The following is a 25,702-nucleotide window of genomic DNA, read 5'->3' as shown; positions in this document are numbered from 1 at the left end:
GTGCCGCCACGCCTTCAGATCTTCGACACTTCCGAGGAGGCGAGCAGGAACGCGCCCACGCTGAAGTTCGCGGTGTCGTTGCGGCCGACGGGCTGGTGGTCGGACGGCTGCTGGCCCATGCCCTGGACGTACCCGAGCCGGCCGCTGGACTGCAGAGCCGTGCGCAGCATCCCGTCCCAGGCCTTCATGGCCACGGGCCGGTAGGTGGCCGCGCTGAGCACGCCGGACCTGACGCCCCACGCCAGCCCGTAGGTGAAGAACGCCGTGCCGCTGGTCTCCGGGCCCGGATAGTTGTTCGGGTCGCCCAGGTTGACGTTCCAGAAGCCGTCGGCGCGCTGAACCTTGGTGATGGCCGCCGCCATGGCGCGGAAGTCGGCCAGGTAGCCCGCTCGGTAGGGCGAGTTCTGCGGCAGGACCTCCAGGACCTTCGCCAGCGCCGCGATGGCCCAGCCGTTGCCGCGCGACCAGTAGATGTTCTTGCCGACGAACTTGCTGTCGCGCCACCACAGCCCGTCGTTCCACAGGCGCTGGCGGGTCCAGCGGTAGAGGCGATCGGCGTAGTCGGCCTTGTTCAGCCGCGCGAAGATCGGCATGGCCATGTGCAGCGCGTCGACCCACCACCAGTAGTCGACCCTCCCGGTGGCGATCGTGGCGTCGATCTCCCGCACGATGGCCGCGCGGCGGCGGGGTTCCGGGTTGTCCGCGTACAGGTCGAGGTAGGCCTGACCCGCTGCCTGGTAGTCGGCGAAGTGAGGGTTGCCGCTCGAGCTCTTGAGCCCGAAGTTGTGCCGGTTCGCCCAGCTCAGGGTGTAGTCGCGGTACCTGGTGTCCTTCGTGGCCCGGTGGAGGGCCATCACACCGCTGTGCAGGGTCGCGTCCTGCCAGTCGTTGCCGCCCAGGCTCTGCGTGCGGATCCAGTAGTCCGCGGCCGCACGGCCCGCGTCGAGGGGACCGGCCAGCGCCTGGGCCGTCCCCGCGTGGGCTGTCCCGGTGCCGGCCAGGGGCAGAGCTGTTGCGCCGAGCAGGAACGAACGCCGCCTCACCATCAGATCTCCAACCTGTGACGTCGGCGGCGCCGCGTCCATTAGAGCTGGCGAGTGCCCTGCAGGACCAGAGTTTCTTGATATTCCGGTACGGGCTTGGTGGTGGTGAGCGACCACACAGATCACCTGGAAACACCTCAGGGGGTACGGCCGTTGTACGAAACGGTTGGTGCGGTTCTGGTCCCCCGGGCCTCACCTCATTGCCTTCGCGGAAGACCGTTCGGCTGGTACCGCGTTGAGCGCTTCGCCGAGAGGCGACCCGCCGCACCGACCATCTCAGCTCGCTCTCAAGCCGCCGTGGCCTCCCCCGACGACGGCCTGGGGGCATCGCACAACTGAACACCCGGCCTGGGGTGAGGGACCCCACAGATCCCTTGGAAACAAACAGGATCCGGGCACCGTTGAACGAGATAGTCGGTGCGGTCCAGGTCCCCCGGGCCTCACCTGAACAGCCTTCGCGGAAGACCGTTCGGCTGGTACCGCGTCGAGCCCCTCGCCGAGAGGCGACCCGCCGCACCGACCATCTCAACTCGCCTTCAGGCCGTCGTGGCCTCCCCCAACGACGGCTTGAGGGCCTCCCGCACCACCACGCTCACAGCCGTGAGCGCACCTGAGCTCGCTCCCAGGCCTCCGCATCCCCCCAACGGTGGCCTGGGAGCCTCCCGCACTTGCCCCCAGTCCGTCGCGTTCTCCCCCGACGACGGCCTGGGGGCAGGGCAGTTCACCACCGAATGCCCGCCAACGGTGAGCGGCCCCACAGACCCCTTGGAAACAAACAGGATCCGGGCACCGTTGAACAAGATGGTCGGTGCGGTCCGTGTCCCCCGGGCCTCACCTGAACAGCCTTCGCGGAAGACCGTTCGGCTGGTACCGCGTCGAGCCCCTCGCCGAGAGGCGACCGCCGCACCGACCGTCACGTACTCGCCCTCAGGCCGTCACCTGTCCCCCCCGACGGCGGCCTGAGGGCGTCTTGCACGTCAGGCGACGCCGGCGTCGATCAGCACCTTCCAGATCTCGCCCTGGTCGACCACCTCGACGCCGAGCTTCTCCGCCTTCGTCAGCTTGCTCGCGCCCACACCGGCGCCGGTGATGAGCATGTCCGTCGTCGCGGACACCGAGGACGCGGCGGTGGCTCCGGCGCGTTCGCACATCTTCTGGAAGGTCGGGCGGGTCACCTTCTCGCCGGAACGCGGGTCGCTGATCGAACCCGTGATGACGACCGACTTGCCGTCCAGCGGGGCGCCGGCCACGACCTTGGGCGGCAGGTCCTCCTCGCGGACCTCGAGGGAGACGCCGCGTTCGCGCAGGCGCTCGATCTCCGGGCGCAGGCGGGCCAGGTGGGCGGTCAGGGACTCGGCCACCTTCGCGCCGATGTCCTCCACCGCCACGAGCTTCTCGACTCCCGCGTCGGCGACCTCCTCCAGGGAACCGAAACCCGCCCGGCACAGGCGGGCGGCGGTGCCTTCGGACGCCATCGGGATCGAGAGGCCGATCAGGGCTCGGCGCAGGCCGACCGAGCGGCTGCGGTCGATGGACTCGATCATGCGGGTCGCGGAGATCTCGCCCACCCGGTCGAACTCCAGCAGGCGCTCCTTGGTGAGCGTGTAGAAGTCGGACGGGTTCACCAGGTCGCCGGTCTCGGCGAGGCGCTCGATCCACACCTGGCCGATCGCGTCGATGTCCGCGGCGGCGCGGGAGGACCAGTGGATCAGGCGGCGCACGGTCTGGGCCGGGCAGACCGCGTTGGTGCAGAACAGCTCGCGGCTGTTGCCCTGCTCGGTCAGCGGCTGGGCGCAGGACGGGCAGTCGGCGGGCGGGACGATCTCGCGCTCGGCACCGGTGCGCTTGGACTCGTCCAGCACGCCCGCCACGAACGGGATCACGTCGCCCGCGCGGCGGACCAGGACGGTGTCGCCGATCTTGATGCCGCGCGAGCGGATGACCTCCTGGTTGGCCAGGGTGGCGCGGGTGACCGTGGTGCCGCCGACGAAGACGGGCTCGAGCCAGGCGACCGGGGCGATCTTGCCGGTCTTGCCCACGTCCCAGACGACGTCGGTGAGCACCGTCGTCTTCTCCTCGGCGGCGAACTTGTAGGCGATGGCACCGCGCGGCGAACTGGAACGGGTGCCGGCGGCGGCGAACGCGTCGCGGTTGGCCAGGCGCAGGACGGCGCCGTCGAGGTCGTAGTCGAGCTCGTTGCGCGCGGTCTCGATGCCGTCGATCAGCTTCTGGGCCTCCGCGGCGGACGAGCAGTGGCTCATCTCCGCGACGCTGAAGCCGAGCTTGCGCAGGCCCGCGTCGAGGTCGGAGTCGGCGCTCTCCGGCTCGGTGGTCAGGTCGAACGCGAAGAACTGCATGCGCCGGCCCTCGACGGCCTTCGGGTCCTTGGCGCGCAGCGTGCCCGCGGCCGCGTTGCGCGGGTTGATCAACGGCTTGTCGGGATGCGCCGCGTTGTAGGTGTTGAACGTCGAGCGCAGCATCACGCACTCGCCGCGCACCTCGACCCGGCCCGGCGCCTCGACCTTGTCCGGCACGCCGTCGCACAGCGCGCGCGTGAGGAAGGTGACGTCGTCGCCCGTCGTGCCGTCGCCACGGGTGACGGCACGCGTCAGCCGCCCGTTCTCGTAGACCAGGGCCAGGGACAGGCCGTCCAGCTTGGGCATGACGACCACGGGCTGACCGGGGAACCGGGCGAAGAACGCCTCGACCTGTTCGGGCTTGTTCGCCTTTTCCAGCGACAGCATCGGCCGTGAGTGCCGCACCGGCGCGTGCAGCACCGACGGCGCGCCCACGTGGTCGAGCGGGTTGTCCTTCGGCGTCAGCTTCGGGTGCTCCGCGATCAACGCCCGCAGCTCGTCCTCCACCGCGTCGTACTCCGCGTCGGCCACCAGCGGCGCGCCCTGGTAGTACGCGTCGCGCAGCTCCACGATCCGCGCGGCGAGCTCCTGAATCCGGTCCCCAGCACTCATGGGATGGACGGTACCGGCCAGCACTGACAATTCCCGTGCAGTCACGATCGAGCGGCGCTCAAGCCCTGTTCACGCGCTCCCAGAGCCACCCGAACCGGTCAATCCGCCACAGCTGCGCGACCACCACGAGTGCCGCTCCGGACACGGTCGGCCACACCTCCAGCGCCACCATTCCCCACGTGATCAACGCGAAGCCCACCGAGCCCAGGGCGATCAGCATCCGCAGCACCGACCGGTGGTCCGGCGGCACGGCGTCCCTGTTCTCCAGCCACGCCCGCTCGCCGTAGATGCCGCGCTCGGTCCACCCGCGAGGCTCGTCGACCGGCGGGAACGCCCGCGGGTTCACGATCAGCCACACGACCACCAGGAACACCGGCACCAGGCACCACCAGCCGATCCACGCCCGGCTCCAGATCGCGAGCAGCATCGCCGGAATCGCCGCGAACCGCGTCCACACGCTCCACGGGTTCGCGTGCCGGCGCCACGCCTCGTCGTCCATGCGGAAGAACCGGGCAACGACCTCAACGTCCATTGTGGACCTCCGAGTAAGCCGTCAGGAACCGGTCGTCGGCGAACAGCCCGTGCGTCAGCATCTCCAGACCGGCCACCGCACCCCGGACGGCGACCCCGGTCTCGGCCGGATCACCCCCGAGCAACCGACCTACCTGCTGCCCCAGCACAAGCGGCGCCAACAGCCAAGACACATACGTCACGGCCCGAGCGCGCGCGTCAGAGCAAGGCCGCACCCACCCCTCGGCCTCTCCCCCGGCCAGCCAGTCCTCGGTGCGCGCCACGATCGAGTCGAACAGGGCCGACGCGCTCGCGGTGCCGTCCAGCAGCGACCGGGCCAGATAGCGGCGGACCGGGGTGGCGGCCTGCAGCACCTCCCCGAGATCACCCTCGGAGGAGAACCCGTCCAGCACGTACTCATCGCACGCCTGCCGCAACCCGTCCTTCGACCCGAAGTGGTGCAGCACCAGCGCCGCCGACACCCCGGCGTCGGCCGCGACCGCCCGCACGGACGTCCCGGGCACGCCGTCGGCGCCGAAACGGGCCAGGGCGGCGTCCCGGATGCGAGCGCGCGCCGTCAGATCTGAACGCATGTTCAGAGTGTTGAACAAATGTTCAGCGAACACCAGTGGTGTGGCCCGGAAGGTTGCCTGCGGAATTCGCGGTTAGAACGGGGTGCATCGCGCTGCCGCCCCGCGCCCTCATACGTTCCGGAACGCGCCCAAGCCGCGAGGACCCCGCAACGTTGGCGACGGAATTCGCGGCCAGACGAGTGCATCGGGCGGCCGCCCCACACCCCTCACACCGCAGCCGTACGGGGGCGCGAAGGCGGTGCCACGAGGCGCCCTGCCGAGTATGAATCACCTCGCCGACGTCCCCAGACGCACCGCTAGTCGCGCGGGCCTCGCAACGTCAGAACCACCCGCAGCACGTACTCGACGGCCGCCGGGAACACCGCTCCCCGCAGCTCGTCGCGGTGCGCGAGGGTCTGCCCCGCGAACTCGAGCATGCGCTCCGGCCCCACCCTGCGGACCACCAGCGCGGCGACCTCCTCCAGGTCGAGTCCGGGGTTGTCGAGGCGGGTCAGCGCGAACTCGACGATCAGTTCCTCCTCGGTCACCGGGCACCTCCTCCAGACCGATTGATCGGATTCTTCCACCGATACAGATCGAAAACATGCGCTGGACCGACGATCGGTACCGCCGCACGCTGGTGCTCATGAAGTTCTTGCGGCCAGACGCCCCCGCCTGGAGGTGCCCGCCCGCGCCCACCGGCGTGCGGGACTTCCACGCGCGACTTCCCGGCTACGCGCCCACTCCGCTCACCGAGCTCCCGGCCCTCGCGACGGAGCTCGGAGTCCGCCGGGTGTTCGTCAAGGACGAATCCTCCCGGCTCGGACTGCCCGCTTTCAAGGCTCTCGGCGCGTCCTGGGCGGTGCACCTGGTGCTGAAAGACCAAATCGGACAGATGACCCTGACCACCGCGACCGACGGCAACCACGGCCGCGCGGTCGCCCGAATGGCCCGGATCTTCCACCAGAAAGCGCACATCTTCGTGCCGCACAACGTCCATCCGCACGCCGTCGAAGCCATCAAAGCAGAAGGAGCGGAAGTCACCCTCGTCAACGGCACCTACGACGACGCGGTCGCCATGGCCGCCAAGGCCGACGGAATTCTCGTCCAGGACATGGGCCTGCCCGGCTACGAGGAGATCCCGGCCTGGATCGTCGAGGGCTACGGCACGCTGTGCGCCGAGATCGACGAGCAGCTCGAAGAAGACCCAGACCTCGTCGTCGTCCCGGTGGGCGTGGGTTCGTTCGCCCAGGCCGTGATCACCCACTACCGCGGCCGCGACTCCAGGACGAAGATCCTGACCGTCGAACCCGAGACGGCCGCCTGCGTCCTGGAAAGCCTGAAAGCAGACGAACTCAGGACCGTCCCGACGAGCGACACGATCATGGCCGGGCTCAACTGCGGCACCCCTTCCACCACCGCCTGGCCGTTCCTGCGCAACGGCGTGGACGCCGCCGTGGCCATCTCCGACGCCGACTGCGCCAAAGCCCTCAAGGACCTCCACGACCAGAACGTCCACTCCGGACCGTGCGGTGCCGCACCGCTCGCCGGACTCCGCGCCATCCGCGAGGACCTCGGCGAACTGAACACCGTCGTGCTGATCAGCACCGAAGGCCAGGCAGCCAACCCTCAGGGAGACACCGAGTGAACCCGCGTGACCTGCTGGCCGAGCTGATCGCCATCGACTCGGTCAACCCGGACCTCGTCCCCGGCGGCAACGGCGAGTCGGCCATCGCCGACTTCTGCACCGAATGGTTCAAGCGCAACGACTTCGAGGTCCACCGCCTGGAGCAACGCCCGGGCAGACCCTCGCTCGTCGCGATCAGGAAAGGCACCGGCGGCGGCAAGTCGTTGATGCTCAACGGCCACATCGACACCGTCGGCACCGCGAACTACGACGGCGACCCGCTGCGGCCGGAGATCAAGGACGGCAAGATGTTCGGCCGCGGCACGTTCGACATGAAGGGCGGCGTGGCAGCGATGATGGTCGCCGCCGCCAGAGCCACCACACGGCCTCTCAAAGGCGATGTGATCGTCGCGTGCGTCGCCGACGAAGAGTACGGCAGCGAAGGCACAGAAGAGGTCCTGGCCGAGTTCACCGCCGACGCCGCCATCGTCACCGAACCCAGCCACCTCGAAGTCACGCTGGCGCACAAGGGTTTCGTCTGGTTCGACGTCGCGATCCAAGGCAGGGCCGCTCACGGCTCACGACCGGAGCTCGGCATCGACGCCATCGCCAAAGCCGGCCACTTCCTCGTGGCGCTGGAGAAACTGACCCCCGCCACCCACCACCACCTGCTCGGCAGGGGCACCGTCCACGCGTCACTGATCAGCGGCGGCGAGGAGGCGTCCACCTACCCGTCGAGCTGCAAGATCACCCTCGAACGCCGCACGGTCCCCGGCGAGACCCCGGACCTCGTCGAGGCCGAACTGACCGAGATCCTCGACCACCTCACCGCCACGGTCCCGGATTTCGCCGCCACCCTCACCCGCGGCCTCGCCAGGAACCCGTTCGAGGCCGACGAGAACGCCGAGATCGTCCGCACGCTCATCTCCTGCCTCGGCGCGCCACCGGTCATCCGCGCCGAGCCGTTCTGGACCGACTGCGCCCTGCTCGACCAGGCCGGCATCCCCTGCCTGCTGTTCGGCGTCGACGGCGCCGGTGCCCACGCGGCCACCGAACACGTCGACCTGGCCTCCCTCGACCGCCTCACCGACGTCCTGACCAGCACGATCACCGAATTCTGCGGCTGAAATCCGCGAGACAGCCGCGCGAGATCACCCGGCCTTACATTCCCCCGGCAGAACCATCCACGGGGGACACGCAATGCCACGCAAGGAACGTCCGCTCGACGCGGGCGACACAGCGGTGCTCACGTTCGCGCGCGAGCTCAGATCGTTGCGGGAGAGGGCCGGCAAGCCCACCTACCGCCAGCTGAGCTCGCTCACGCACTACTCGGAGGCGGCGCTCTCGCAGGCCGCCGGCGGGCGCAAACTGCCGACGCTGCAGGTCACGCTCGCCTACGTCAGGGCGTGCGGCGGCTCGGAGGAGGAGTGGGAACGCCGCTGGTACGCCACGGCCGCCGACGAGCCGCAGACCGAACCGGACACCAGCTCGCCCTACGCGGGCCTGGCCGCGTTCCAGCAGGAGGACGCCGACCGGTTCTTCGGCCGCGACCACCTCGTCGCCCAGCTCGAGGACCACGTCGGCGAGCACCGCGTCGTCCTGGTCGTCGGCGCGTCCGGCGCCGGCAAGTCGTCGCTGCTCAGGGCCGGTATCATGCCGCGACTGGGCAACCGCGCCGTGCTCTTCACACCGGGCCCGGACCCGTTCGGCGAGTGCGCCAGGATCCCCGTCACCGCTGACACCGTGCTCGTCGTCGACCAGTTCGAGGAGATCTTCACGCTCTGCGAGGACCGCGAGGTTCGTCGCAGGTTCGTCGAGCAGATCACCGAACATCGGGTCGTGCTGGGTGTGCGCGCCGACTTCTACGGCCACTGCACGGACTTCCCCGCGCTGGTCGAAGCCATGGGCACCGCCCAGGTCACCGTCGGCCCTATGACCACCGACGAACTTCGCGCCGCGATCATCCAGCCCGCGCGCACGACCGGGCACGCCGTCGAGACCGCGCTGGTCTCCGAGCTCGTCGCCCGCTGCGTCGACCAGGCGGGCGCGCTGCCGTTGCTCTCCCACGCCCTGCTGGAGACCTGGCACCGCCGCAAGGGCAACACCCTGACGCTGCAAGGTTTCCGCGCCGCGGGCGGGTTCGAGGGCGCGCTGACCCGCACGGCCGAGTCGACCTTCGCCGGCCTCACCCCGCCCCAGCGGGAACTGGCCAGGTCGCTGTTCATCAGGCTGACCGCGGTCGGCGACAACACCGAGGACACCAAACGCCGCATCCGCCGCACCGAGCTGGACGACGAACCGGACGCCGCCCTCGTCCTCGAAGCCCTGACCACGCACCGGCTGGTCACCGTCGACCAGGACCAGATCGAGATCACGCACGAGGCGTTGATCCGCTGCTGGCCCCGGCTCAGGGAATGGCTCGCGGCCGACCGCGACGGCCTGCGCGCCCACCGCGACCTGGCCGAATCCGCCGCCGTCTGGGACTCGCTCGACCGCGACCCCGGCTCGCTCCTGCGCGGCGCCCGGCTAGCCGCGTTCCGCTCGTGGCTCGCCGAGCCGCCGCACGCGCTCAGCACCCGCGAACGCGAGTTCCTCACCGCCAGCCTGACCGCTGAGTCCACCGACCTCGCCACCGCCCGCCACAGCCGCCGAAGACTGCGGCTGTTCGTCGCGCTGCTGGCCGTGCTCCTCGTCGCGACGACCAGCGTCAGCATCGCCGCACTGCGGGCCTCCTCCGAAGCGACCGACCAGCGCAACGTCGCGATCTCGCAGAAGGTCGCCCAGGACGTCAAACGCCTCCACAACACCGACCCGGCCCTCGCCGCCCAGCTCGCACTCGCCGCCTACCGGCTCTCCCCCACGACCGACGCCCGCAGCGCGCTCCTCAGCGCGTTCACGCCCTCCTACGCCACGCGCCTGACAGGGCACACCGACCACGTCAACGCCGTCGCGTACTCGCCACGACGCAAGCTGCTCGCCAGCTCCGGCAAGGACCGGAAGGTGCGGCTGACCGACGTCAGCGACCCGCACCACCCGCGCGAGACCACGACCCTCACCGCCCACACCGACAACGTCGTGGCCGTCGCGTTCAGCTCCGACGGCGCGCTCCTCGCCACGGCTGCATGGGACCGCACGGCACGTGTGTGGGACACGACCACCGGCAACATCATCGCCACGCTCAACCATGCCGACCAGGTCAACGCCGTGGCGTTCAGCAGCGACGACCGGATCCTGGCCACCGCGAGCGCCGACAGGACCGTGCAGCTGTGGGACCTCACCGGACACCGGACCGCGGTCCTGCCCCACTCCTCGGCCGTCGTCTCGCTCGCGTTCAGCCCCACCGCCCCGCTGCTCGTCGCCGGAACCTGGGATGGCACAGCACGCCTGTGGAACCTGGACGGCACCTCTCGCGACCTGCCCGGCACGAGCCCGGTGCACGCCGTCGCGGTCAGCCCGGACGGCCGGCGGATCGCGACCAGCAACGACCGCACGGTGCGGATCTGGCCAGTCGAAGGCGGCGAACCACGCGTGCTGTCCGGCCACACCGACGTCGTGCGCGGACTGGCGTTCAGCCCCGACGGCCGCCTGGCCAGCACCAGCGTCGACCGCACGGTCCGCGTCTGGGACCAGGACGAGCCGCTCGTCCTCACCGGCCACACCGCGCCGGTCGTCGCGGCGACGTTCGCCGGCGACGCGCTGGCGACCGCGAGCGACGACCACACCGTCAGGTTGTGGGACCTGCCCGGCGACCAGATCCAGGCTCACAGCGACTCCGTGTACTCGGTGGCGGCGCATGGCGACCTCATCGCGACCGGCAGCTACGACCGCACGGTCAAGCTGTGGCAGAACGGCCGCCTGCTCACCGTCCTCACCGGACCGCGCGACGCCGTGAACACCGTCCAGTTCTCCCCCGACGGCAAGACGCTCCTGGCCGCCAGCGCCGACCACCGCGTGCACCGCTGGACCATCACCGACCCCCGCAAGCCCGAGGAACTCCCCGCCCTCGACGGCCACACCGACGCCGTCAACACCCTGGCCGTCAGCCCGGACGGCCGGCTCGTCGCCACCGGCAGCACCGACCGCACCATCGTCCTGTGGGACGCGCGGACCGGCGCCTCGCTGGACACGCTGCGCGGCCACGCCGACTCGGTCGAAGCCCTCGCGTTCAGCCCCGACAGCAGCCGCCTGGCCAGCGGATCAGGCGACTTCAGCGTCCGGGTCTGGGACGTCGCGAGCCGGGCCGTCGTCACCCATCTCACCGGTCCCGGCCACGCCGTGAAGTCCGTCGCCTTCAGCCCCGACGGCACCCGGCTCGCCACCGGCGGCACCGACTTCACCGTCCGCGTCTGGGACCTCGCCACCGGCACCCCCGCCGAGCTCGCCGGCCACACCGACACCGTCCACGCTGTCGCGTTCTCCCCCGACGGCAGAACGCTGGCCAGCGCGAGTGCCGATCACGACGTGCGGCTCTGGCGGCTCGACGACCACTCCCCGCTCGCCACCCTGTCCGGCCACGCCGACCGGGTCTACGCGCTGGCGTTCCTCCCCGGCGGAACACTGCTCAGCGCGGGCGGCGACCGGACGGTCCGCCGCTGGGAGGCCGACGCGGACCACGCCGCCCACCGCGTGTGCGCCACGGCCTCCCCGCTGACGGACCAGGACCGCAACCGCTACTTCCCCACCGTCGACCACACCCCCATCTGCCCCTGATGACCCGTCACGACGACCTCGGCAAACCCACCTCTTTGGCACTCATGGCGACCTGTCTAGCCGCCAGAAATTGATTACGTTCGAGGTCAGCGGCTTGAACAACAAACCTTGAACATCAGCCGCTCACGAACCTGCGGACAACCTCCGCTTGAAGTCCGGGCATTCCACCAACGGTTCGTGCGTGCACGTCGACGCGTGCTCGAGGCTGTCCCGCATGCGCTGCAACCGCGCGATGTCGTCGTCGAGCTCCGCGACCTTCTCGGCCATCCCAGCGCGCAACGCCGTGTCGCCGGGCGTGGCGACCAGGAAGCGGCTGATCTCCGCGATCGAGAACCCCGCCCGGCGTGCGCAGTTGATCAGCACCAGCCGCTCCAGCACCTCGGGTTCGTAGGTGCGGCGCAGGCCGTTGCGGCCGCTCGACGAGAGCAGCCCCTTCTTCTCGTAGAACCGCAGGGCCGACGGCGCGAGCCCTGTCCTCGAGGCGACTTCCGCGATGTCCAGCACGCGCCCGAGGCTATCCGCGATCTTGACGATCCTCGAACAAACCCCGAACCGGGCCCGCTTGCGGCTTCGGCAACGTACCGCCCCGAACGTTTCGTTGAGAGGGGTAGAGCATGAAGCTGAGACGGGTGGTCTTCGGTCTCGCGACCGCCGCACTGCTGTTGTCGGGCGTGGTCCCGGCGTCCGCGGCCGCACCGGCACGTCTGTCGGTGTCGGGCGCGAACGTCGTGGATCCGGCGGGGAACCCGATCGTGCTGCGGGGCTACAACTGGGGGCATTGGGGCACGGTCCAGACGGAGGACCCCGGCGACCACGTGGCGGCGGGCGCCAACTCGGTGCGGATCCCGTTGCGCTGGTGGGGCGAGTGGAAGGACGACGTCGACAGCCGCGACCCCGACGTGGCGAACACCAGCCACATCAAGCCGGGACATCTGGACCTGCTCACCAGGACCATCGAGCAGGCGAGCGCGGCGGGCCTGTGGATCACGCTGTTCGTCGACTCGGACTACGGCCAGGGCGCGGGCGGCAGGCCCGACAACTTCTGGACCAACCCCGAGATGAAGCAGCAGTTCAAAGAGGTCTGGCAGTTCCTCGCTCGCAAGTACAAGAACACGCCGTACATGGGCGCGTTCGAGATCCTGCCCGAACCCAAGCCGATCGGTCAGAGCGACGCCAAGGTCAGGGCGTTCTACGACGAGATGACCCTCGCGATCCGCGAGATCGACCGACGGACGCCGGTCGTGGTGGGGCCCAACGACAACTACAGCTGCAGCCGCCTGGAGGGCGCCTACACCACGGTCGACCCGAAGGTCATCTACACCTGCAACTACTTCATCTTCGAGAACCCGCTCAACCGCATCAAGGCCATCACCGACTTCCGCACCGCGCACTCCGTCCCGGTGTGGATCAACCAGGTCGGCATCGAGGGCTGCAATGACGACGCCGTCGCCAAGCAGAAGGCCCGCGACGTGCTGGGAGCGTTCCAGGACAACGGGATCGGCTGGGCCTGGTGGACCTACCGGATCAACGGCTCCAACCCGTGCACGCACGGCATCTACTACCTCGACCCGAACGCGCCCGACGGCTGGGCCCTCAAGAAAGCCTGGCGGAATCTGGTGAACGGCTACCTCGCCCCATGACCGGTTCCTCCACGTAACGCCAGCTGAGCGCCGCCGCCACCACCGTCAGGACCGCCGCGACCGGTCCGGCGGCGGCGCCCAGCTCCGGGCGCAGCCACAACGTCAGCGGATAGTTCCACAGGTAGGCGCCGTAGGAGAGCACGCCCAGCGCCACCAGCGGACGGACCGGTGCCGCCACCTGTTCCCACTTCGACCAGACCAGCAGCAGCACGGCCGTGCAGCCCGCGATCGCCGGTCCCGCGACGAGGTAGGTGAGTGCGTGGCCCCGCAACGGAACCACCGACAGAACGGCCAGGCCGGTGAGCGCGATCGGGACGGCCCACCTCGGCGCCCTCGTCAGCTTGAGCCTGGTCGCGGCGCCGATCACGAAGCACACGAACCACGACGTCGGCAGCGCGTAGGCGTTGTCGGCGTTGGGCCACAACCAGATCAGCGTCGCCGTGCACGCCGCGAGCGCCACCAGTGCCGTGACGGCCAGCGCCGCTCCCGTTCGGTTGCGCACCCAGGCGAACGCCAGCAACGCCGGCCACAGCAGGTAGAACTGCTCCTCGGTCGCGAGCGTCCAGCTGTGGAACGCCGCCGGGCTGATCCCGCTGATCGGCAGGTTGCCCGTGAACGTCACCAGCACGATCGCCGTCTTGAGCAACTTGTCGCGCTCGCCCAGCGGGTCGAACACGAGCGTGACCACGGCGAACACGACTGTGAGCGCTATCAAGGCGGGCAGCAACCTGCGCGCCCGGCGCAGGTAGAACCGCTTGAAGTCGACGCGCCCCTTGGCTTCGAGCTCTCGGCTCAGCACGCCGGTGATCAGGTAGCCGCTCAACGTGAAGAAGACGACCACCCCGACAACTCCGGCGCCGGGGAACACGTCGGGGAACGCGTGCCGCAGCATCACCAGCAGAATCGCGATGCCGCGCAGCACGTCCAGCCCGGCGACGCGCTTCACCGCATCGCTCCCCTGACCAGCTTGTCCAGCAGGTCCGAATAGGACAGTCCGGTGGTCGCGAACATCTTGGGCACCTGGGACTCCGCCGTCATGCCCGGCATGGTGTTGACCTCGTTGAGCACCAGCCCGTCGCCGGTCAGGAAGAAGTCGACCCGTGCCAGCCCGCGGCACCCCAGCGCCTCGTAGACCCGCAGCGCCGCATCCTCCAGAGCTTTGAGCTCGGTGTCGTCCAGCGGCGCCGGGATCACAAACATGGCGCTGCCGTCGTACTTCACGGTGGTGTCGAACAGGCCCGGCACCTGGATCTCCAGCGGCGGCCCGGTCCGGCGGCCCTCGTCCGGGTCGTCGAGCACGGCGATGTCGATCTCGCGACCCTCCAGCACCTCCTCGACGAGCACGCGGTCGTCCAGCTCCAGCGCCTGGCGGACAGCGGGTTCGAGGTCGGCCTCGCGCTCGACGAGTCGCACGCCGAAGCTCGACCCCGCCGCCACCGGCTTCACCACGACAGGGCCGGTGAAGTCCACGGTGGACGGGTTCGTGACCAGCCTGGCCTTCGCGGTGCGGACCCCGACCGCCTCCGCGACCAGCTTGGTGGCCCACTTGTCCATCGCCAGCGCGCCTGCCCGCAGCGGTGACCCCACGTAGGGCACCCCGGCCAGCTCGCACAGCCCGGCCAGCGTGCCGTCCTCGCCCAGCGGCCCGTGCACCAGCGGCAGCACGACGTCGCAGCTCGCCAGCACCTCGATCGCCGACGCGAGACTGTCGGACGCCAGCGTGCCGAGCACCTGCCCGTCCGTCCCGTGCCACCTGCCGTCACGGCCGATGGTGAGCGACACGGCCTCGTACCTGGCCGGGTCGAGTGCGGCCCGCACCGACGCCGCCGACGCGACCGACACGTCGTGCTCGCAGTTCTGTCCGCCGCCGATCACGGCGACCCTGATTCCCCTCAACACCGCACCCCGGATCCAAGTTTGATTTCACTCAACACTGAAGTAATGGAGATCACCGCACACATCGCTGGACCCGTGCCCCGATGCCGGTGACGATCTCGTGCGGGATCGTTCCCGCCCACCGAGCCCAGTCGTCCGCCGTCGGCTCGCCCGCGTCCCCCGGCCCGAACACCACGGCCTCGTCTCCCGGCATGACCGGGTCGTCCCCCACGTCGACCACGACCTGGTCCATCGAGATCACCCCGATGACCGGTCTGCGACGTCCGCCCACGAACACCTCGGCACGCCCGGAAGCCGCGCGGGGCAGGCCGTCCGCGTATCCGACCGGCAGCAGCGCCAGAGTGGTCGCCCGCTCGGTCACGTGCGAATGTCCGTAGCCGACGCCGGTCCCCGCCTCGACGCGCCGGACCTGGACCACCGGTGCGGTGAGCCGCAACGCGGAACGCAGCCGGGTGGTGCCGGACGGGTCGATTCCCACCAGGCCCGCGCCGATCCGGATCACGTCGAGATGCGTGCCGGGATCGGTCAAAGCCGCGCTCGTGGCGGCCAGATGTCTTACCGACGGCCGCAGTCCGGCCTGGCGCGCCATCTCGACGCCGCGCAGCAGCGCCCGTTTCCCGATCTCATTCAGCCCAGGCGTGTCGGCACACGGCAGATGTCCCATCACTCCGACGACCGAGACGTTCCCAGCCAGTTCCGCGCGGCGAGCCGCGGGCATCAACGCCAGCCACGAGTCCGGCGAGGCGCCGTCCCGTGCCATTCCGGTGTCGAGCTGCAGATGCACGCGCACCGGCCCGGCCTGTTCGATCACCGCGAGGTGGCGCAGGCTCGGCACGCTCAGGTCGATCCCGTACCGGACCGCCGTCCGGACGTCGGCGTCCACCGGGTTCAGCCAGCTGAGCACCGGAACGTCCACACCGGACTCCCGCACCGCGACCGCCTCGGCCAGCGACGTGACGCCGATCCACGTCGCGCCCGAGGCGACCGCCGTGCGCGCGACGTCTCCGAGCCCGTGCCCGAACCCGTCCGCCTTGACCACGGCCATGACCTCGCCGCGAGCGAGCTCCACGAACCGCCGGGTGTTGGCGGCGACCGCGCTCAGGTCCACCGACAGCCGGGGCTGCGCCGACGCCTGGCGGAGGCTCGTCACGAGCGCGCCCACGCCGGCACCTCCACTGGTCCGTAGAGGGCGTGGTCGGCGCCGGTCATCAGGGCCCAGTAGCGGTCGCCGTACGACCAGTGCCACCACTCGGTGGGGTAGTTCACGAGCCCGGCGCCGCTCAGCGCCTCGGCCAGGATCGTCCGGTTGCGCCGTGCCTCCTCGTCCACCTCGGCGTGGAAGAAGCAGGCGCCGTCGCTCTGCTCGGGCGTGGCGTCGACCACCGTGCCCATCCACAGCTCGTCACCCCACGAGTCGACCAGCGTCAGATCCACGGCCGCGCCCGCGACGTGCGGCGCCACGGCCAGCGGCGCGACGAACCGGCTCGACAACCGGTTCAGCTCGACGGCATCGGCCGACGGGTGGAGTTCCCGCAGCTCCTCGGTGTACCGCTCGATGATCGCGTTCTGGTCGGCGGTGCTGCGGTGTCCCTCGACCACCCGCAGGTCCACATCGGACGGCAGCGCGGTGCGCGCGTCCACGAGCCTCATCGCGAGTCCCTGCCTGACCAGCACGTCAGGCGCGAATATCAACGGCACCAACGGATCGCCGTTGTCGAGCACGCTCACGGCGCGCACGACCGGATCAGCTAGCAGGATGGTCATGTCGCCCAACCTAGAAACGCTCCGGGCGCCCGAACTCCTCCTGAAGGTCACCCCCGGACGCCGAACGGCCGGTTCGCCGAGGCACGCATCAGCCATTCGGCCGAGGGCTTGACCTCAACCGCGGTTCAAGTCGCATTCTCGGCCCCATGAAGATCCACCACCTGAACTGCGGCTCCGTCCGCGAGATCGACCCCACCTACGAAGGCCTGCCCTCAACCGCGGCCGTGAACCACTGCCTGCTCGTCGAAACGCCTCGGGACGGCCTCGTGCTCGTCGAAACAGGACTCGGCCTCGACGACGTCCGCCGCCCCGCCGACACCCTCGGCGCGGAGTGGGTCGAGATGGCCCAGCCGGCGTTGATCGAGGACGAGACCGCCCTCCGTCAGGTGGAACGGCTCGGCTTCGCGGCGGCCGACGTCCGGCACATCCTCGTCACGCACCTCGACGTCGACCACTGCGGAGGCCTGCCGGACTTCCCGCACGCCGCGGTCCACGTGCTGGAGGCCGAACTCCAGGCGGCGGTGCGCGAAGCCCCGAGCCGCCGCTACCGACCGGCCCACTGGGCGCACGGTCCACAGTGGCGCACCTATGAGTCCACCGGCGACGACTGGTTCGGCTTCTCCTCGATCAGGCCGGTCGGTCTCCCCGAGGAGTTCAAGCTCGTCCCGATGGGCGGCCACACCGCTGGCCACACCGGCATCGCGGTGCACGACGGCACGCGGTGGCTGCTGCACTGCGGCGACGCCTACTACTACCACCGCGAACTGGACGCCGACCCCGAACCGCACCCTCTTCTCGACATCGTGCAGACCGGCTCCGAGGTCGACCACGACGAACGCGTCAACACGCAGGCGCGTCTCCGGATCCTCGCCCGCGACCACGCTGCCGAGGTCACGCTCTTCAGTGCACACGACCCGTGGGAATTCGGCAGACTGGCTTCGTGACCGCATTGAGGAAGTGCTGACGTGCACGCCGCCGGCCTGGTGCTGCACCCGCAACGTGACTCCGCCGACGCGGTCGCGGCCGTGCTCGGCTGGGCGAGCAACCGCGGTGTCGAGATCCTCGGCATCAAAGACGAGATCCAGCGACTGCGCTGCGAGGCCACCCCGGTCACGGCGGAGGAGCTGGGCCGCCGCGCCGACCTGCTCGTGAGCCTGGGCGGCGACGGCACGATGCTGCGCGCCATGCGCATGGCCGACGGCGAGCGCGCCCCGGTTCTCGGCGTCAACCTGGGCAAACTCGGCTTCCTGGCCGAGGTCGACGTCCCGGACCTGCCCGCCGCGCTGTCGGCGATCGACGCCCACGACTTCACCGTCGAACCCCGCCTCGCCGTCGACGCGGTGTTCAACGGCGAGAAGGTGACGGCGTTCAACGACATCGCTGTGGTCCGCGTGCCGGGCGACGGCAGCGCGCGGGTGGCGGTGCGGGTGGCCGGGCAGCCGTTCGTCAGCTACGCGGCGGACGCGGTCATCGTGGCGACTCCGACCGGTTCGACGGCGTACAGCTTCTCCGCGGGCGGGCCGATCACCAGCCCGTCCGTGGAGGCGCTGCTCGTCACCCCGGCCGCGCCACACTCCGCGTACAGCCGCGGTGTCGTGCTGTCGGTGAACGACGAGGTGGAGCTCGACCTGCTGCCGTCCAGCGGCCGGCTGGCGGTCGAGGTGGACGGCATGGTGGCGGGCTACGTGGAACCGGGCGAGCGGGTGTGGCTGAAAGGCCGCCCCGCCGCGGCGCGGGTCGTCCGGCTCGGCATGACGACGTTCTACCAGCGGGCCCGGCGCAAGCTGCAGCTCACGGACTCGGCCGAGCTGACGTGAGGCTGCGCGAGTGGACCGTCGAGGACGCGGCCTGGTACGCGAACGCCACCAGGGACGCCGAAGTCCAGCGCTACACCGCAGACCCGCCGACACTCACCGCGGAACAGGTCGCGACAGCCGTCGAAGCGCGGCGGGATCACCCGGCCGCCAAGTCGTTCTGCATCGAAGACGCCGGTGAGCGCTGCGGCAACGTGGCGGTCGACGTCGAGGACGGCATCGGCCACGTGTCCTATCTCGTTGCGGCACCCGCACGCGGAAGAGGCATGGCCACCAAGGCACTCACCGAGTTCGTGGCCTGGATCCACGCGCACCACGAGGTCACCGAGCTGAGGCTCTGGGCCCACCGTGACAACGCCGGTTCCCGCAAGGTGGCCGAGCGCGCCGGATTCGTCCGCGACCCTGCCCGCGATGCCGACCGCGAGATCAAAGGTTCGACCTGGCCGACCGTCGCCCACCGGCTCGTTCCCTGATCTCGAGTCGTGCTCAAGCGCCGCTTGTTCGGATGTCGGCGCCGAGTCACGGATGGGGGCGAGGGAACATGGAGTTGAACAGGCGCAGAGTGTTCGCGCTGGGTGCGGGCGCCGCGCTCGCCGCGAGCACCGGGGCAGCCGCAGCGGACGCCTCGAAGTTCGAGGAGGCCGGCCTTCCCGGTTTCCAGCACAACTACGCCCAGGTGAACGGGGTGCGTCTGCACTACGTCACCGGGGGCGAGGGCGAGCCGCTCGTCCTGTTGCCCGGCTGGCCGCAGACCTGGTGGCTGTACCGGAAGATCATGCCCGCGCTGGCCACGAGGTTCCGGGTCATCGCGGTGGATCTGCGCGGTCAGGGCGGGTCGGAGAAGCCGCGGGGCGGGTTCGACAAGAAGACGATGGCGACCGACATCCACGAGCTCGTCAAGAAGCTCGGGTACGACGCGGTCAACGTCGTCGGGCACGACCTGGGCAGCATGGCGGCGTTCGCCTTCGCGGCCAACTTCCCCGGCGCGACCAGGAAGGTCGCGTTCATGGACGTGTTGCATCCCGACGAGAGCTTCTACCAGCTCCCACTGCTGCCGCGGCCGGGTGGATTCAGCCTGTGGTGGTTCGCGTTCAACCAGGTCCAGACGCTGCCGGAACAGCTGCTCACCGGGCGGTTCCGCTACCTGATCGACTGGCTGTTCGCCAACACCGCGTTCAACCCCGCAGCGATCGACGAACGGTCCAGGGCGATCTACGCGCAGGCGTACAACACGCCGGACGCCATCCGCGCGAGCAACGGCTGGTACCAGGCGTTCCACCAGGACATCGCGGACGGCAAGACGTACGGCATGCTGACCCCGCCGGTGCTGGGGCTGGCTTCCGTCTCCTCCTACGACCAGTTCGTGGCAGCACTGCCGAACCTCGCGAACCGGTTCGAGGTCGTGCGCGTCGACGGGTCCGGCCACTGGCTCGCTGAGGAGCAGCCGGACTTCGTCGCCCGCGAGATCACCCGGTTTTTCGGCTGACCTTCGGGATGAACGCCGCGACCACGCACGCGAGCAGCGCGGTCGCGGCGCCCAGGCCCATGATCAGCTTGAAGCTGAACGGGATCGTCACCTGGGTGAGCACGACGCCGGCCACCGCGCTGGAGACGGACGTGCCGATGGCCCGCGCCAAGGTGTTGAGGCTGTTGGCGGCGGCGGTCTCCGACGTCGGCACGGACGACATGATCAGCGCGGGCATCGAGCCGTAGGCCAGGCCGATGCCGGCACCGATCACGGCCGACACGACGACGAGGTGCCACACCGCGGTCATCATCACAATGCCCGCGCCATATCCCAACGCGACCACGACCGTGCCCAGCATCAGCGTGACCCGAGGTCCGCGCGCCGTGGTGATCCGCGCGGACAGTGGCGCCGTCGCCATCATGACCAGACCGGACGGCACGAGCACGAGACCCGTGACGAGCAGCGACTGCCCGAGGCCGTGCCCGGTGGACGCCGGCAGCTGCAGGATCTGCGGCAGCACCAGCGACTGCGCGAACATCGAGAACGCGAACACCGCGGATGCGACGTTGGTCAGCAGCACCTGACGACGGGCCGTGGTGCGCAGGTCCACCAGCGGTTGCGACGACCGCAGCTCCCACCAGCCCCACACCGCCAGCACCACCGCCGTCGTGACGAACAGACCCGTGGTGACGCCGGCGCTCCACGTGGACGCCTTCGAGACGCCGAGCAGCAGGCAGATCAGTGCGACCGAGAGCCCGAGCGCTCCGGGGAAGTCGAACCGGCCACCACTGCGCACCGGCGACTCCGGCACGACCACCAGGACCGCGACCAGCACGATCACACCGGCGGCCGCCGAGGTCCAGAACAGCATGTGCCAGTCGCTCTGCTCGGCCAGGAACGCCGCCGCGGGCAGACCGAGCGCTCCCCCGACGCCCAGCGAGGCGCTCATCAGCGCGGTCGCCCCGGCCAGTCGTTCGAGCGGCAGCTCGTCGCGCATGATGCTGATGCCGAGCGGGATCACGCCGACCGCGAGCCCCTGCACCACGCGGCCGACGATCATCGGCAGCAACGAGAAGCTGAGCGCGGCGATCACCGAGCCCACGACGAGCATGACCAGGCTCACCAGCAGCATGCGGCGCTTGCCGTACATGTCGCCGAGCCGGCCGACGACGGGTGTCGCGACCGCGCTGGCCAGCAGCGTCGAGGTGATCACCCACGTCGTGTCGCCGGGCGACGAGCCCAGGAGCTGCGGAAATCTCGGTAACAGCGGGATGACCAGCGTCTGCATGAGCGACACGACGATGCCGCCCATCGCCAGGACGGCCACGACCACGTTCGGGCGCGTCACCGGACGCGTTTCTTCGAGGAGCACACCCCGAGTCTAAGTCAGTCGCTTGACTTAAATCCAGCCAAGGGGCACGGTGGGAAAGGAGACAGCGCCCACCACGAAGGAAGTCCCGGATGTCCGAAGTAGACGAACTGCCGCGTTTCCCGTTCGAGCCGGACGCGGCGCTCGAACCACCCGCCGAGTGGGCTGAGCTGCGGTCGAAATGCCCGGTGGCGCACGTGAAGCTCGCCAGTGGCGACGAGGCCGCGTTGCTCACCCGGCACGCGGACGTCAAGCAGATCCTGTCCGACCCGCGCTTCACCAGGCCGATGCCGGGCGACGGCGCCCGTCTCTCGGACTCCGACTCCGGCGGCATCTTCAACAGCGACATGGCCGAGACCATCCCCCAGGAGGGCGAGGGGCACCTGGTCTGGCGGCGCGGCATCGGCAAGTGGTTCACCGCCAAGCGCATGAACGCGCTGCGGCCGGGCATCGCGGCGATGACCGAACAGCTCATCGACGAGATGGTGGCGAAGGGCGGGCCCGCGGACCTCAAGGCGTCGCTCGGTTTCCCGCTGCCCGTCTGGGTCATCTGCGACATGCTCGGCGTGCCCGACGCCGACCGGGACCGGTTCTCCCACTGGTCCGACGTGATGCTGAGCATGACCCGTTTCACCGGCGAGGAGATGAGGTCGGCTGAGGCGGACTTCGGCCGGTACATGGCCGGGCACATCGCGGCCAAGCGGGAGCAGCCCGGCGAGGACCTGCTCAGCGCGCTCCTCGCCGAGCCGGAACCGATGTCCGACCGGCTGCTGATCGCCACCGGCATCGGGTTGCTGATCGCGGGGCACGAGACGACCGCCAACATGATCACCAAGATGGTCGCGATGCTGCTGGCCGACCGGCACCTGTGGGAGAAGCTCCTCGCCGACCCCTCCCTCGTGCGCACCACGGTGGAGGAGGCGCTGCGGCTGGACGCCAACGCGGGCATCGGCATGTCGCGCTACATCACCGAGGACGTCGAGATCGCCGGAACCGTCCTGCCGCGCGGCACCACCGCGATGTGCAGCATGGCCGCGGCGAACCGGGACGAGGACGCGTTCGAGCGAGCCTCCGAGATGGACCTGGGCCGCTCCCCCAACCAGCACCTGGCGTTCGGCGCCGGAGCCCACGCCTGTCTGGGTCAGCCGCTCGCCCGCACCGAGCTGCAGGTGGTGCTGGAAGTGCTGCTCCGCAAGCTCCCGTCGCTGGACCTGGCGGTCCCGGTGGAAGATCTACGTCGAGTCGAGGGGCTCGTCGTGGGCGGGCTCGTGGAACTACCGGTGCGATGGTGAACTGATGAACAAGGTCGACGACAACCCGTCACGGGCGGAGCGGGCGCACGCCACCCGCGAGCTGATCCTGACCGCGGCCGAGCGCCTGTTCGCCGAGCACGGGGTGTTGGCCGTCTCGAACCGGCAGGTCAGCGAGGCCGCCGGACAGGGCAACAACACGGCCGTCGGCTACCACTTCGGCACCAAGGCCGACCTCGTGCGCGCCATCGCCCGCAAGCACCTGGCGCAGATCGAGGAGATCCGCCAGCGCATGGTCGCCGAGGCCGTCGCCGGAGACGTCCGGTCCTGGATCGGCTGCCTGGTGCGGCCCGTCACCGAGCACCTGGCGGCGGTCGGCAGCCCCACCTGGTTCGCCCGCTTCGGCGCCCAGGTGATGACCGACCCGACGCTGCGCCCGATCATCGTCGAGGAGACGCAGTCGTCGCCGTCGCTGGTGCGGCTGCTCGCCGGCCTGGACGCCTGCCTGCCCGACCTGCCCGAAGAGGTGCGGCAGGAGCGCTTCGACATGGCCAGGCAGCTGCTCGTGCACATGATCGCCGAACGCGAGCTCGCCCTCGCGGAAGGCACCCCGACCCCGCGCGCCAGCTGGCACGACGCCGCGAACGGCCTCGTCGACGCGCTCGCCGGCCTGTGGCTGGCGCCGGTCACCGACTCCTAGAAGGACATTCGAACGTGAAGATCACCGTGGACCAGGACAAGTGCTGCGGCGCCGGAACGTGCGTGCTGCTCGCCCCCGACGTGTTCGACCAGCGCGACGAGGACGGCATCGTCGTGCTGCTGGACGCCGAACCGCCGGCCGAGCTGCACTCGCTCGTGCGGGAGGCCGCGAGCGTCTGCCCCGCGGCCGCCATCGCGGTGAGCTCGTGAGCACTCTGATCGTCGGCGCGTCCGCTGCCGGGCTCGCGACGGCCGAGGCGTTGCGCCGCAAGGGTTACACCGGATCGCTGACGATTCTCGGTGCCGAGCCGCACCTGCCGTACGACCGGCCGCCACTGTCCAAACAGGTCCTGTCGGGCAGCTGGGAGCCCGCGAAGGCCCAGCTGCGATCAGCGGAGGCACTCACCGCGCTCGACGCTCAGTTCGTGCTCGGCGATCCGGCCGTGCACCTCGATACCGCTGAACGGGCCGTGCACACGGCGTCCGGTCGCGTGCTCAAAGCCGACAACATCGTGCTGGCGACGGGACTTCGCCCGCGGACACTGCCGGGCCAGCCCACGCTCCGCACGCTCGACGACGCGCTGGCGTTGCGGGACAGCCTTCTGGGTTGCGCACGAGCGGTCGTGGTCGGCGACGGTGTGCTCGGCGCGGAGATCGCGGCGACCGCTCGCCAGATGGGCGTGGCGGTCACCCTGGCCGGACCGCAGCAGGCCCCGATGGCACTCCAGCTCGGGTCGCTCGTCGCCGGACAGCTCGCCGATCTGCACTCGTCCCGGGGAGTCGAGTTGCGGCTCGGCGCGGCGGTGACCGAAGTCGACTCCGGCGGCGTGCGGCTGGAGACCGGCGAGGTGCTGCCCGCCGACGTGGTCGTGGTGGCGTTCGGCTCCGCTCCGGCGACGGACTGGTTGCGCGACAGCGGGCTCACGCTCGGCGACGGCATCGTGTGCGACTCGCGCTGCCGTGCCGCCGAGGGCGTCTACGCCGCCGGAGACGTCGCCCGCTGGCACCACGAGACGCTCGGCAGGATGGTGCGGCTGGAGAACCGCACCAACGCGACCGAGCAGGGCATCGCCGTGGCAGCCACCATCCTCGGCGCCGACCAGGCCTACACGCCGGTGCCGTACTTCTGGACCGACCAGTTCGACGCGAAGATCCACGTCCACGGCTTCATCGGCCCGGACGTGACCATCGCCGAGGGAAGCCTGGCCGACGGTCGTTTCGTGGCGCGCTACCACCGCGACGGCGAACTGGTCGGTGTGCTGGGCTGGAACATGCCCAAGCAGGCGCGGCAGCACCGCCAGGAGATCACTCGGGGTTGTCGCGCAACCGTCGCAGCATCAACGCCAGGTGCAGCCTGAACCGTCCGGACGCCGAGTCGAGCTCGAACCCGAGCATCGACTCGGCCCTGGCCAGCCTCGCCGTCATCGTGCTGTGGTGCCGGTGCAACACGGCCGCGGCCTGACGGACGGACCCGGTCGCGCACAACGCCTCGAGCGCGGTGATCAGGTCCGGATCGGCCTTGTCGAGCGCTTTCACGTCGGGCAGCGCGGCGATGTCGGAGTGGTCCAGCTGCTCGGCGAGCAGGGCGAGGCTGCCGAGCTCTTCCCACCGCACCACCGGTTCGCTGTCCGATGTGTACCGCAGGGCGATGCGCGCCGCGTGCCACGACCGTGCCGCGTCGATGGCGGGCAGCGACGGCCCCACACCCATCCGCCCGCCCGCCGCGGGGATCTCCGTGGTCAGCACGGCCCGCACGTTCCCCAGCACCACCGACCGTCCGGCGACCTCCCCGGTCGCCGCCAGAACGCGCAACGGGGTGGTGGCGCCGATGCCGAGCAGGTGCAGCGCCCGCGACCGCTCCGCCGTACCGACCCCGTCGGAGAGCACGAGCTCGACCAGCGCGGGATCACCGAGCTCCGGCAGCGGCACGCTGGAGTGCTCGAGCAGCACGGCCGCGGCGATCGCGAACCGTTCCAGCAGCATGTCGTCGAGCGGCGCGGGCTTGCCTTCGCGCGCGACCCAGACCTCCACGCCACCCTCGAGCGACCGGACCACGGCCTTGGCGGGCACCGGGCCCGCGGTCACGGCATCCCCGGAATCGGCTCGCAGGCACAACCCCTGCCCCGGAGCGTGCAGCCCGACCGGGCACCCGGCCAGTTCGGCCGTGCTGCGCACCAGCGTGTCGAGGCCCGCGCGCTCGGTGATGAGGCGATCGAAGAAGCCGATCACCCGCACCGCGCTCTCCGCGTCGGCGTCCAGCCCGGACAACCTGAGCAGCAGGCCTCTCATCCCGCCACGATAGACCCAGCCACGTGGCGGGTCAGGCGCCACGATTGCCCGCCACGTGTCGGCTGCCCACCCCGCCGCCCCG

The 25,702-nt window shown here is 70.3% G+C and carries 24 protein-coding genes; 12 read left to right on the top strand and 12 right to left on the bottom strand.

What is annotated here, in order from left to right:
• Positions 1-14 precede the first annotated feature (14 nt).
• The 5 genes from ABZ345_RS01575 to ABZ345_RS01555 all read right to left on the bottom strand — a co-directional run bounded on the left by ABZ345_RS01575 (position 15) and on the right by ABZ345_RS01555 (position 5,642).
• Positions 15-1,046 carry a glycoside hydrolase family 88 protein gene (locus tag ABZ345_RS01575; protein WP_359841795.1) on the bottom strand — a complete coding sequence of 344 codons (1,032 nt, stop codon included), beginning with the start codon at positions 1,044-1,046 and terminating at the stop codon, positions 15-17.
• A gap of 974 nt (positions 1,047-2,020) precedes the next feature.
• Positions 2,021-4,012 carry an NAD-dependent DNA ligase LigA gene (gene ligA / locus ABZ345_RS01570; protein ID WP_359841793.1) on the bottom strand — a complete coding sequence of 664 codons (1,992 nt, stop codon included), beginning with the start codon at positions 4,010-4,012 and terminating at the stop codon, positions 2,021-2,023.
• Between the two features lie 58 nt (positions 4,013-4,070).
• Positions 4,071-4,544, bottom strand: a complete 474-nt coding sequence (locus tag ABZ345_RS01565; protein ID WP_359841791.1) for a DUF6653 family protein — start codon at positions 4,542-4,544, stop codon at positions 4,071-4,073.
• Positions 4,534-5,115 carry a TetR family transcriptional regulator gene (locus ABZ345_RS01560; RefSeq protein ID WP_359841789.1) on the bottom strand — a complete coding sequence of 194 codons (582 nt, stop codon included), beginning with the start codon at positions 5,113-5,115 and terminating at the stop codon, positions 4,534-4,536. Before ABZ345_RS01560 ends, ABZ345_RS01565 begins: the two co-directional genes overlap by 11 nt.
• Positions 5,116-5,411: 296 nt before the next feature.
• On the bottom strand, positions 5,412-5,642 hold the full coding sequence (locus tag ABZ345_RS01555; protein ID WP_045316190.1) for a hypothetical protein: 231 nt from the start codon (positions 5,640-5,642) through the stop codon (positions 5,412-5,414).
• 98 nt (positions 5,643-5,740) lie between these two features.
• Between ABZ345_RS01555 and ABZ345_RS01550 the strand changes: the two genes are divergently transcribed.
• The 3 genes from ABZ345_RS01550 to ABZ345_RS01540 all read left to right on the top strand — a co-directional run bounded on the left by ABZ345_RS01550 (position 5,741) and on the right by ABZ345_RS01540 (position 11,431).
• Positions 5,741-6,742, top strand: coding sequence for a pyridoxal-phosphate dependent enzyme (locus tag ABZ345_RS01550; RefSeq protein WP_359841787.1), 1,002 nt, complete (start codon positions 5,741-5,743; stop codon positions 6,740-6,742).
• Positions 6,739-7,848 carry an ArgE/DapE family deacylase gene (locus tag ABZ345_RS01545; RefSeq protein WP_359841785.1) on the top strand — a complete coding sequence of 370 codons (1,110 nt, stop codon included), beginning with the start codon at positions 6,739-6,741 and terminating at the stop codon, positions 7,846-7,848. The genes ABZ345_RS01550 and ABZ345_RS01545 overlap by 4 nt, the downstream gene beginning before the upstream one ends.
• A gap of 73 nt (positions 7,849-7,921) precedes the next feature.
• Positions 7,922-11,431 (top strand): helix-turn-helix domain-containing protein, encoded by a 3,510-nt coding sequence (locus ABZ345_RS01540; RefSeq protein ID WP_359841783.1) that lies wholly within the window; start codon positions 7,922-7,924, stop codon positions 11,429-11,431.
• A 123-nt stretch (positions 11,432-11,554) separates the two neighbouring features.
• Here ABZ345_RS01540 and ABZ345_RS01535 read toward each other — a convergent pair whose 3' ends face one another.
• Positions 11,555-11,935, bottom strand: a complete 381-nt coding sequence (locus ABZ345_RS01535; protein ID WP_359841781.1) for a MerR family transcriptional regulator — start codon at positions 11,933-11,935, stop codon at positions 11,555-11,557.
• Positions 11,936-12,045: 110 nt separating this feature from the next.
• Here ABZ345_RS01535 and ABZ345_RS01530 point away from each other — a divergent pair, with 110 nt between their 5' ends.
• Positions 12,046-13,071 carry a cellulase family glycosylhydrolase gene (locus ABZ345_RS01530; protein ID WP_359841779.1) on the top strand — a complete coding sequence of 342 codons (1,026 nt, stop codon included), beginning with the start codon at positions 12,046-12,048 and terminating at the stop codon, positions 13,069-13,071.
• Here the strand turns inward: ABZ345_RS01530 and ABZ345_RS01525 are convergent.
• Genes ABZ345_RS01525 through ABZ345_RS01510 form a run of 4 tightly spaced genes read right to left on the bottom strand, consistent with a single transcriptional unit; the run spans position 13,025 to position 16,731 of the window.
• Positions 13,025-14,017: an acyltransferase gene (locus tag ABZ345_RS01525; protein ID WP_359841777.1), complete on the bottom strand. Its 993-nt coding sequence runs from the start codon at positions 14,015-14,017 to the stop codon at positions 13,025-13,027. The genes ABZ345_RS01530 and ABZ345_RS01525 overlap by 47 nt on opposite strands.
• Positions 14,014-14,967 (bottom strand): D-alanine--D-alanine ligase, encoded by a 954-nt coding sequence (locus ABZ345_RS01520; RefSeq protein WP_359841775.1) that lies wholly within the window; start codon positions 14,965-14,967, stop codon positions 14,014-14,016. The genes ABZ345_RS01525 and ABZ345_RS01520 overlap by 4 nt, the downstream gene beginning before the upstream one ends.
• 52 nt (positions 14,968-15,019) lie before the next feature.
• Positions 15,020-16,129: an alanine racemase gene (gene alr, locus ABZ345_RS01515; protein WP_359841773.1), complete on the bottom strand. Its 1,110-nt coding sequence runs from the start codon at positions 16,127-16,129 to the stop codon at positions 15,020-15,022.
• Positions 16,114-16,731, bottom strand: a complete 618-nt coding sequence (locus ABZ345_RS01510; RefSeq protein ID WP_359841771.1) for a M15 family metallopeptidase — start codon at positions 16,729-16,731, stop codon at positions 16,114-16,116. Before ABZ345_RS01510 ends, alr begins: the two co-directional genes overlap by 16 nt.
• Positions 16,732-16,877: 146 nt before the next feature.
• Between ABZ345_RS01510 and ABZ345_RS01505 the strand changes: the two genes are divergently transcribed.
• The 4 genes from ABZ345_RS01505 (at position 16,878) to ABZ345_RS01490 (ending at position 20,031) form a co-directional block, all read left to right on the top strand.
• Positions 16,878-17,675 carry an MBL fold metallo-hydrolase gene (locus tag ABZ345_RS01505; RefSeq protein WP_359841769.1) on the top strand — a complete coding sequence of 266 codons (798 nt, stop codon included), beginning with the start codon at positions 16,878-16,880 and terminating at the stop codon, positions 17,673-17,675.
• Positions 17,676-17,696: 21 nt separating this feature from the next.
• The gene (locus tag ABZ345_RS01500; protein ID WP_359841767.1) at positions 17,697-18,548 is read left to right on the top strand and encodes an NAD(+)/NADH kinase; all 852 of its coding nucleotides are present in this window, start codon (positions 17,697-17,699) and stop codon (positions 18,546-18,548) included.
• On the top strand, positions 18,545-19,018 hold the full coding sequence (locus ABZ345_RS01495) for a GNAT family N-acetyltransferase (protein WP_359841765.1): 474 nt from the start codon (positions 18,545-18,547) through the stop codon (positions 19,016-19,018). The genes ABZ345_RS01500 and ABZ345_RS01495 overlap by 4 nt, the downstream gene beginning before the upstream one ends.
• Positions 19,019-19,092: 74 nt before the next feature.
• Positions 19,093-20,031 (top strand): alpha/beta hydrolase, encoded by a 939-nt coding sequence (locus tag ABZ345_RS01490; protein ID WP_359841763.1) that lies wholly within the window; start codon positions 19,093-19,095, stop codon positions 20,029-20,031.
• Here ABZ345_RS01490 and ABZ345_RS01485 read toward each other — a convergent pair.
• A complete protein-coding gene (locus tag ABZ345_RS01485; RefSeq protein ID WP_359842236.1) occupies positions 20,012-21,325 on the bottom strand; it encodes an MFS transporter in 1,314 nt (437 codons plus the stop codon). The two genes, ABZ345_RS01490 and ABZ345_RS01485, sit on opposite strands and share 20 nt — an antisense overlap.
• Positions 21,326-21,474: 149 nt before the next feature.
• Here ABZ345_RS01485 and ABZ345_RS01480 point away from each other — a divergent pair, with 149 nt between their 5' ends.
• The 4 genes from ABZ345_RS01480 to ABZ345_RS01465 are packed head-to-tail and all read left to right on the top strand — an operon-like array spanning position 21,475 to position 24,689.
• Complete coding sequence (locus tag ABZ345_RS01480; RefSeq protein ID WP_359841761.1) at positions 21,475-22,674, top strand: cytochrome P450; 1,200 nt, start codon at positions 21,475-21,477, stop codon at positions 22,672-22,674.
• Positions 22,675-22,678: 4 nt separating this feature from the next.
• Entirely contained in the window at positions 22,679-23,332 is a 654-nt protein-coding gene (locus tag ABZ345_RS01475; protein WP_359841759.1) for a TetR/AcrR family transcriptional regulator, read from the top strand.
• A gap of 14 nt (positions 23,333-23,346) precedes the next feature.
• Positions 23,347-23,541 carry a ferredoxin gene (locus ABZ345_RS01470; protein WP_359841757.1) on the top strand — a complete coding sequence of 65 codons (195 nt, stop codon included), beginning with the start codon at positions 23,347-23,349 and terminating at the stop codon, positions 23,539-23,541.
• Complete coding sequence (locus ABZ345_RS01465) at positions 23,538-24,689, top strand: FAD-dependent oxidoreductase (RefSeq protein ID WP_359841756.1); 1,152 nt, start codon at positions 23,538-23,540, stop codon at positions 24,687-24,689. Before ABZ345_RS01470 ends, ABZ345_RS01465 begins: the two co-directional genes overlap by 4 nt.
• Here ABZ345_RS01465 and ABZ345_RS01460 read toward each other — a convergent pair.
• Positions 24,637-25,620: a helix-turn-helix domain-containing protein gene (locus ABZ345_RS01460; protein ID WP_359841754.1), complete on the bottom strand. Its 984-nt coding sequence runs from the start codon at positions 25,618-25,620 to the stop codon at positions 24,637-24,639. The genes ABZ345_RS01465 and ABZ345_RS01460 overlap by 53 nt on opposite strands.
• Positions 25,621-25,702: the final 82 nt, after the last annotated feature.

It is taken from the genome of Lentzea sp. NPDC005914 (genome assembly GCF_040629405.1).
Lineage (GTDB): Bacteria > Actinomycetota > Actinomycetes > Mycobacteriales > Pseudonocardiaceae > Lentzea.
Note: the sequence above shows the minus strand (reverse complement) of the source record. Positions and strands in the feature narration are given on the sequence as shown.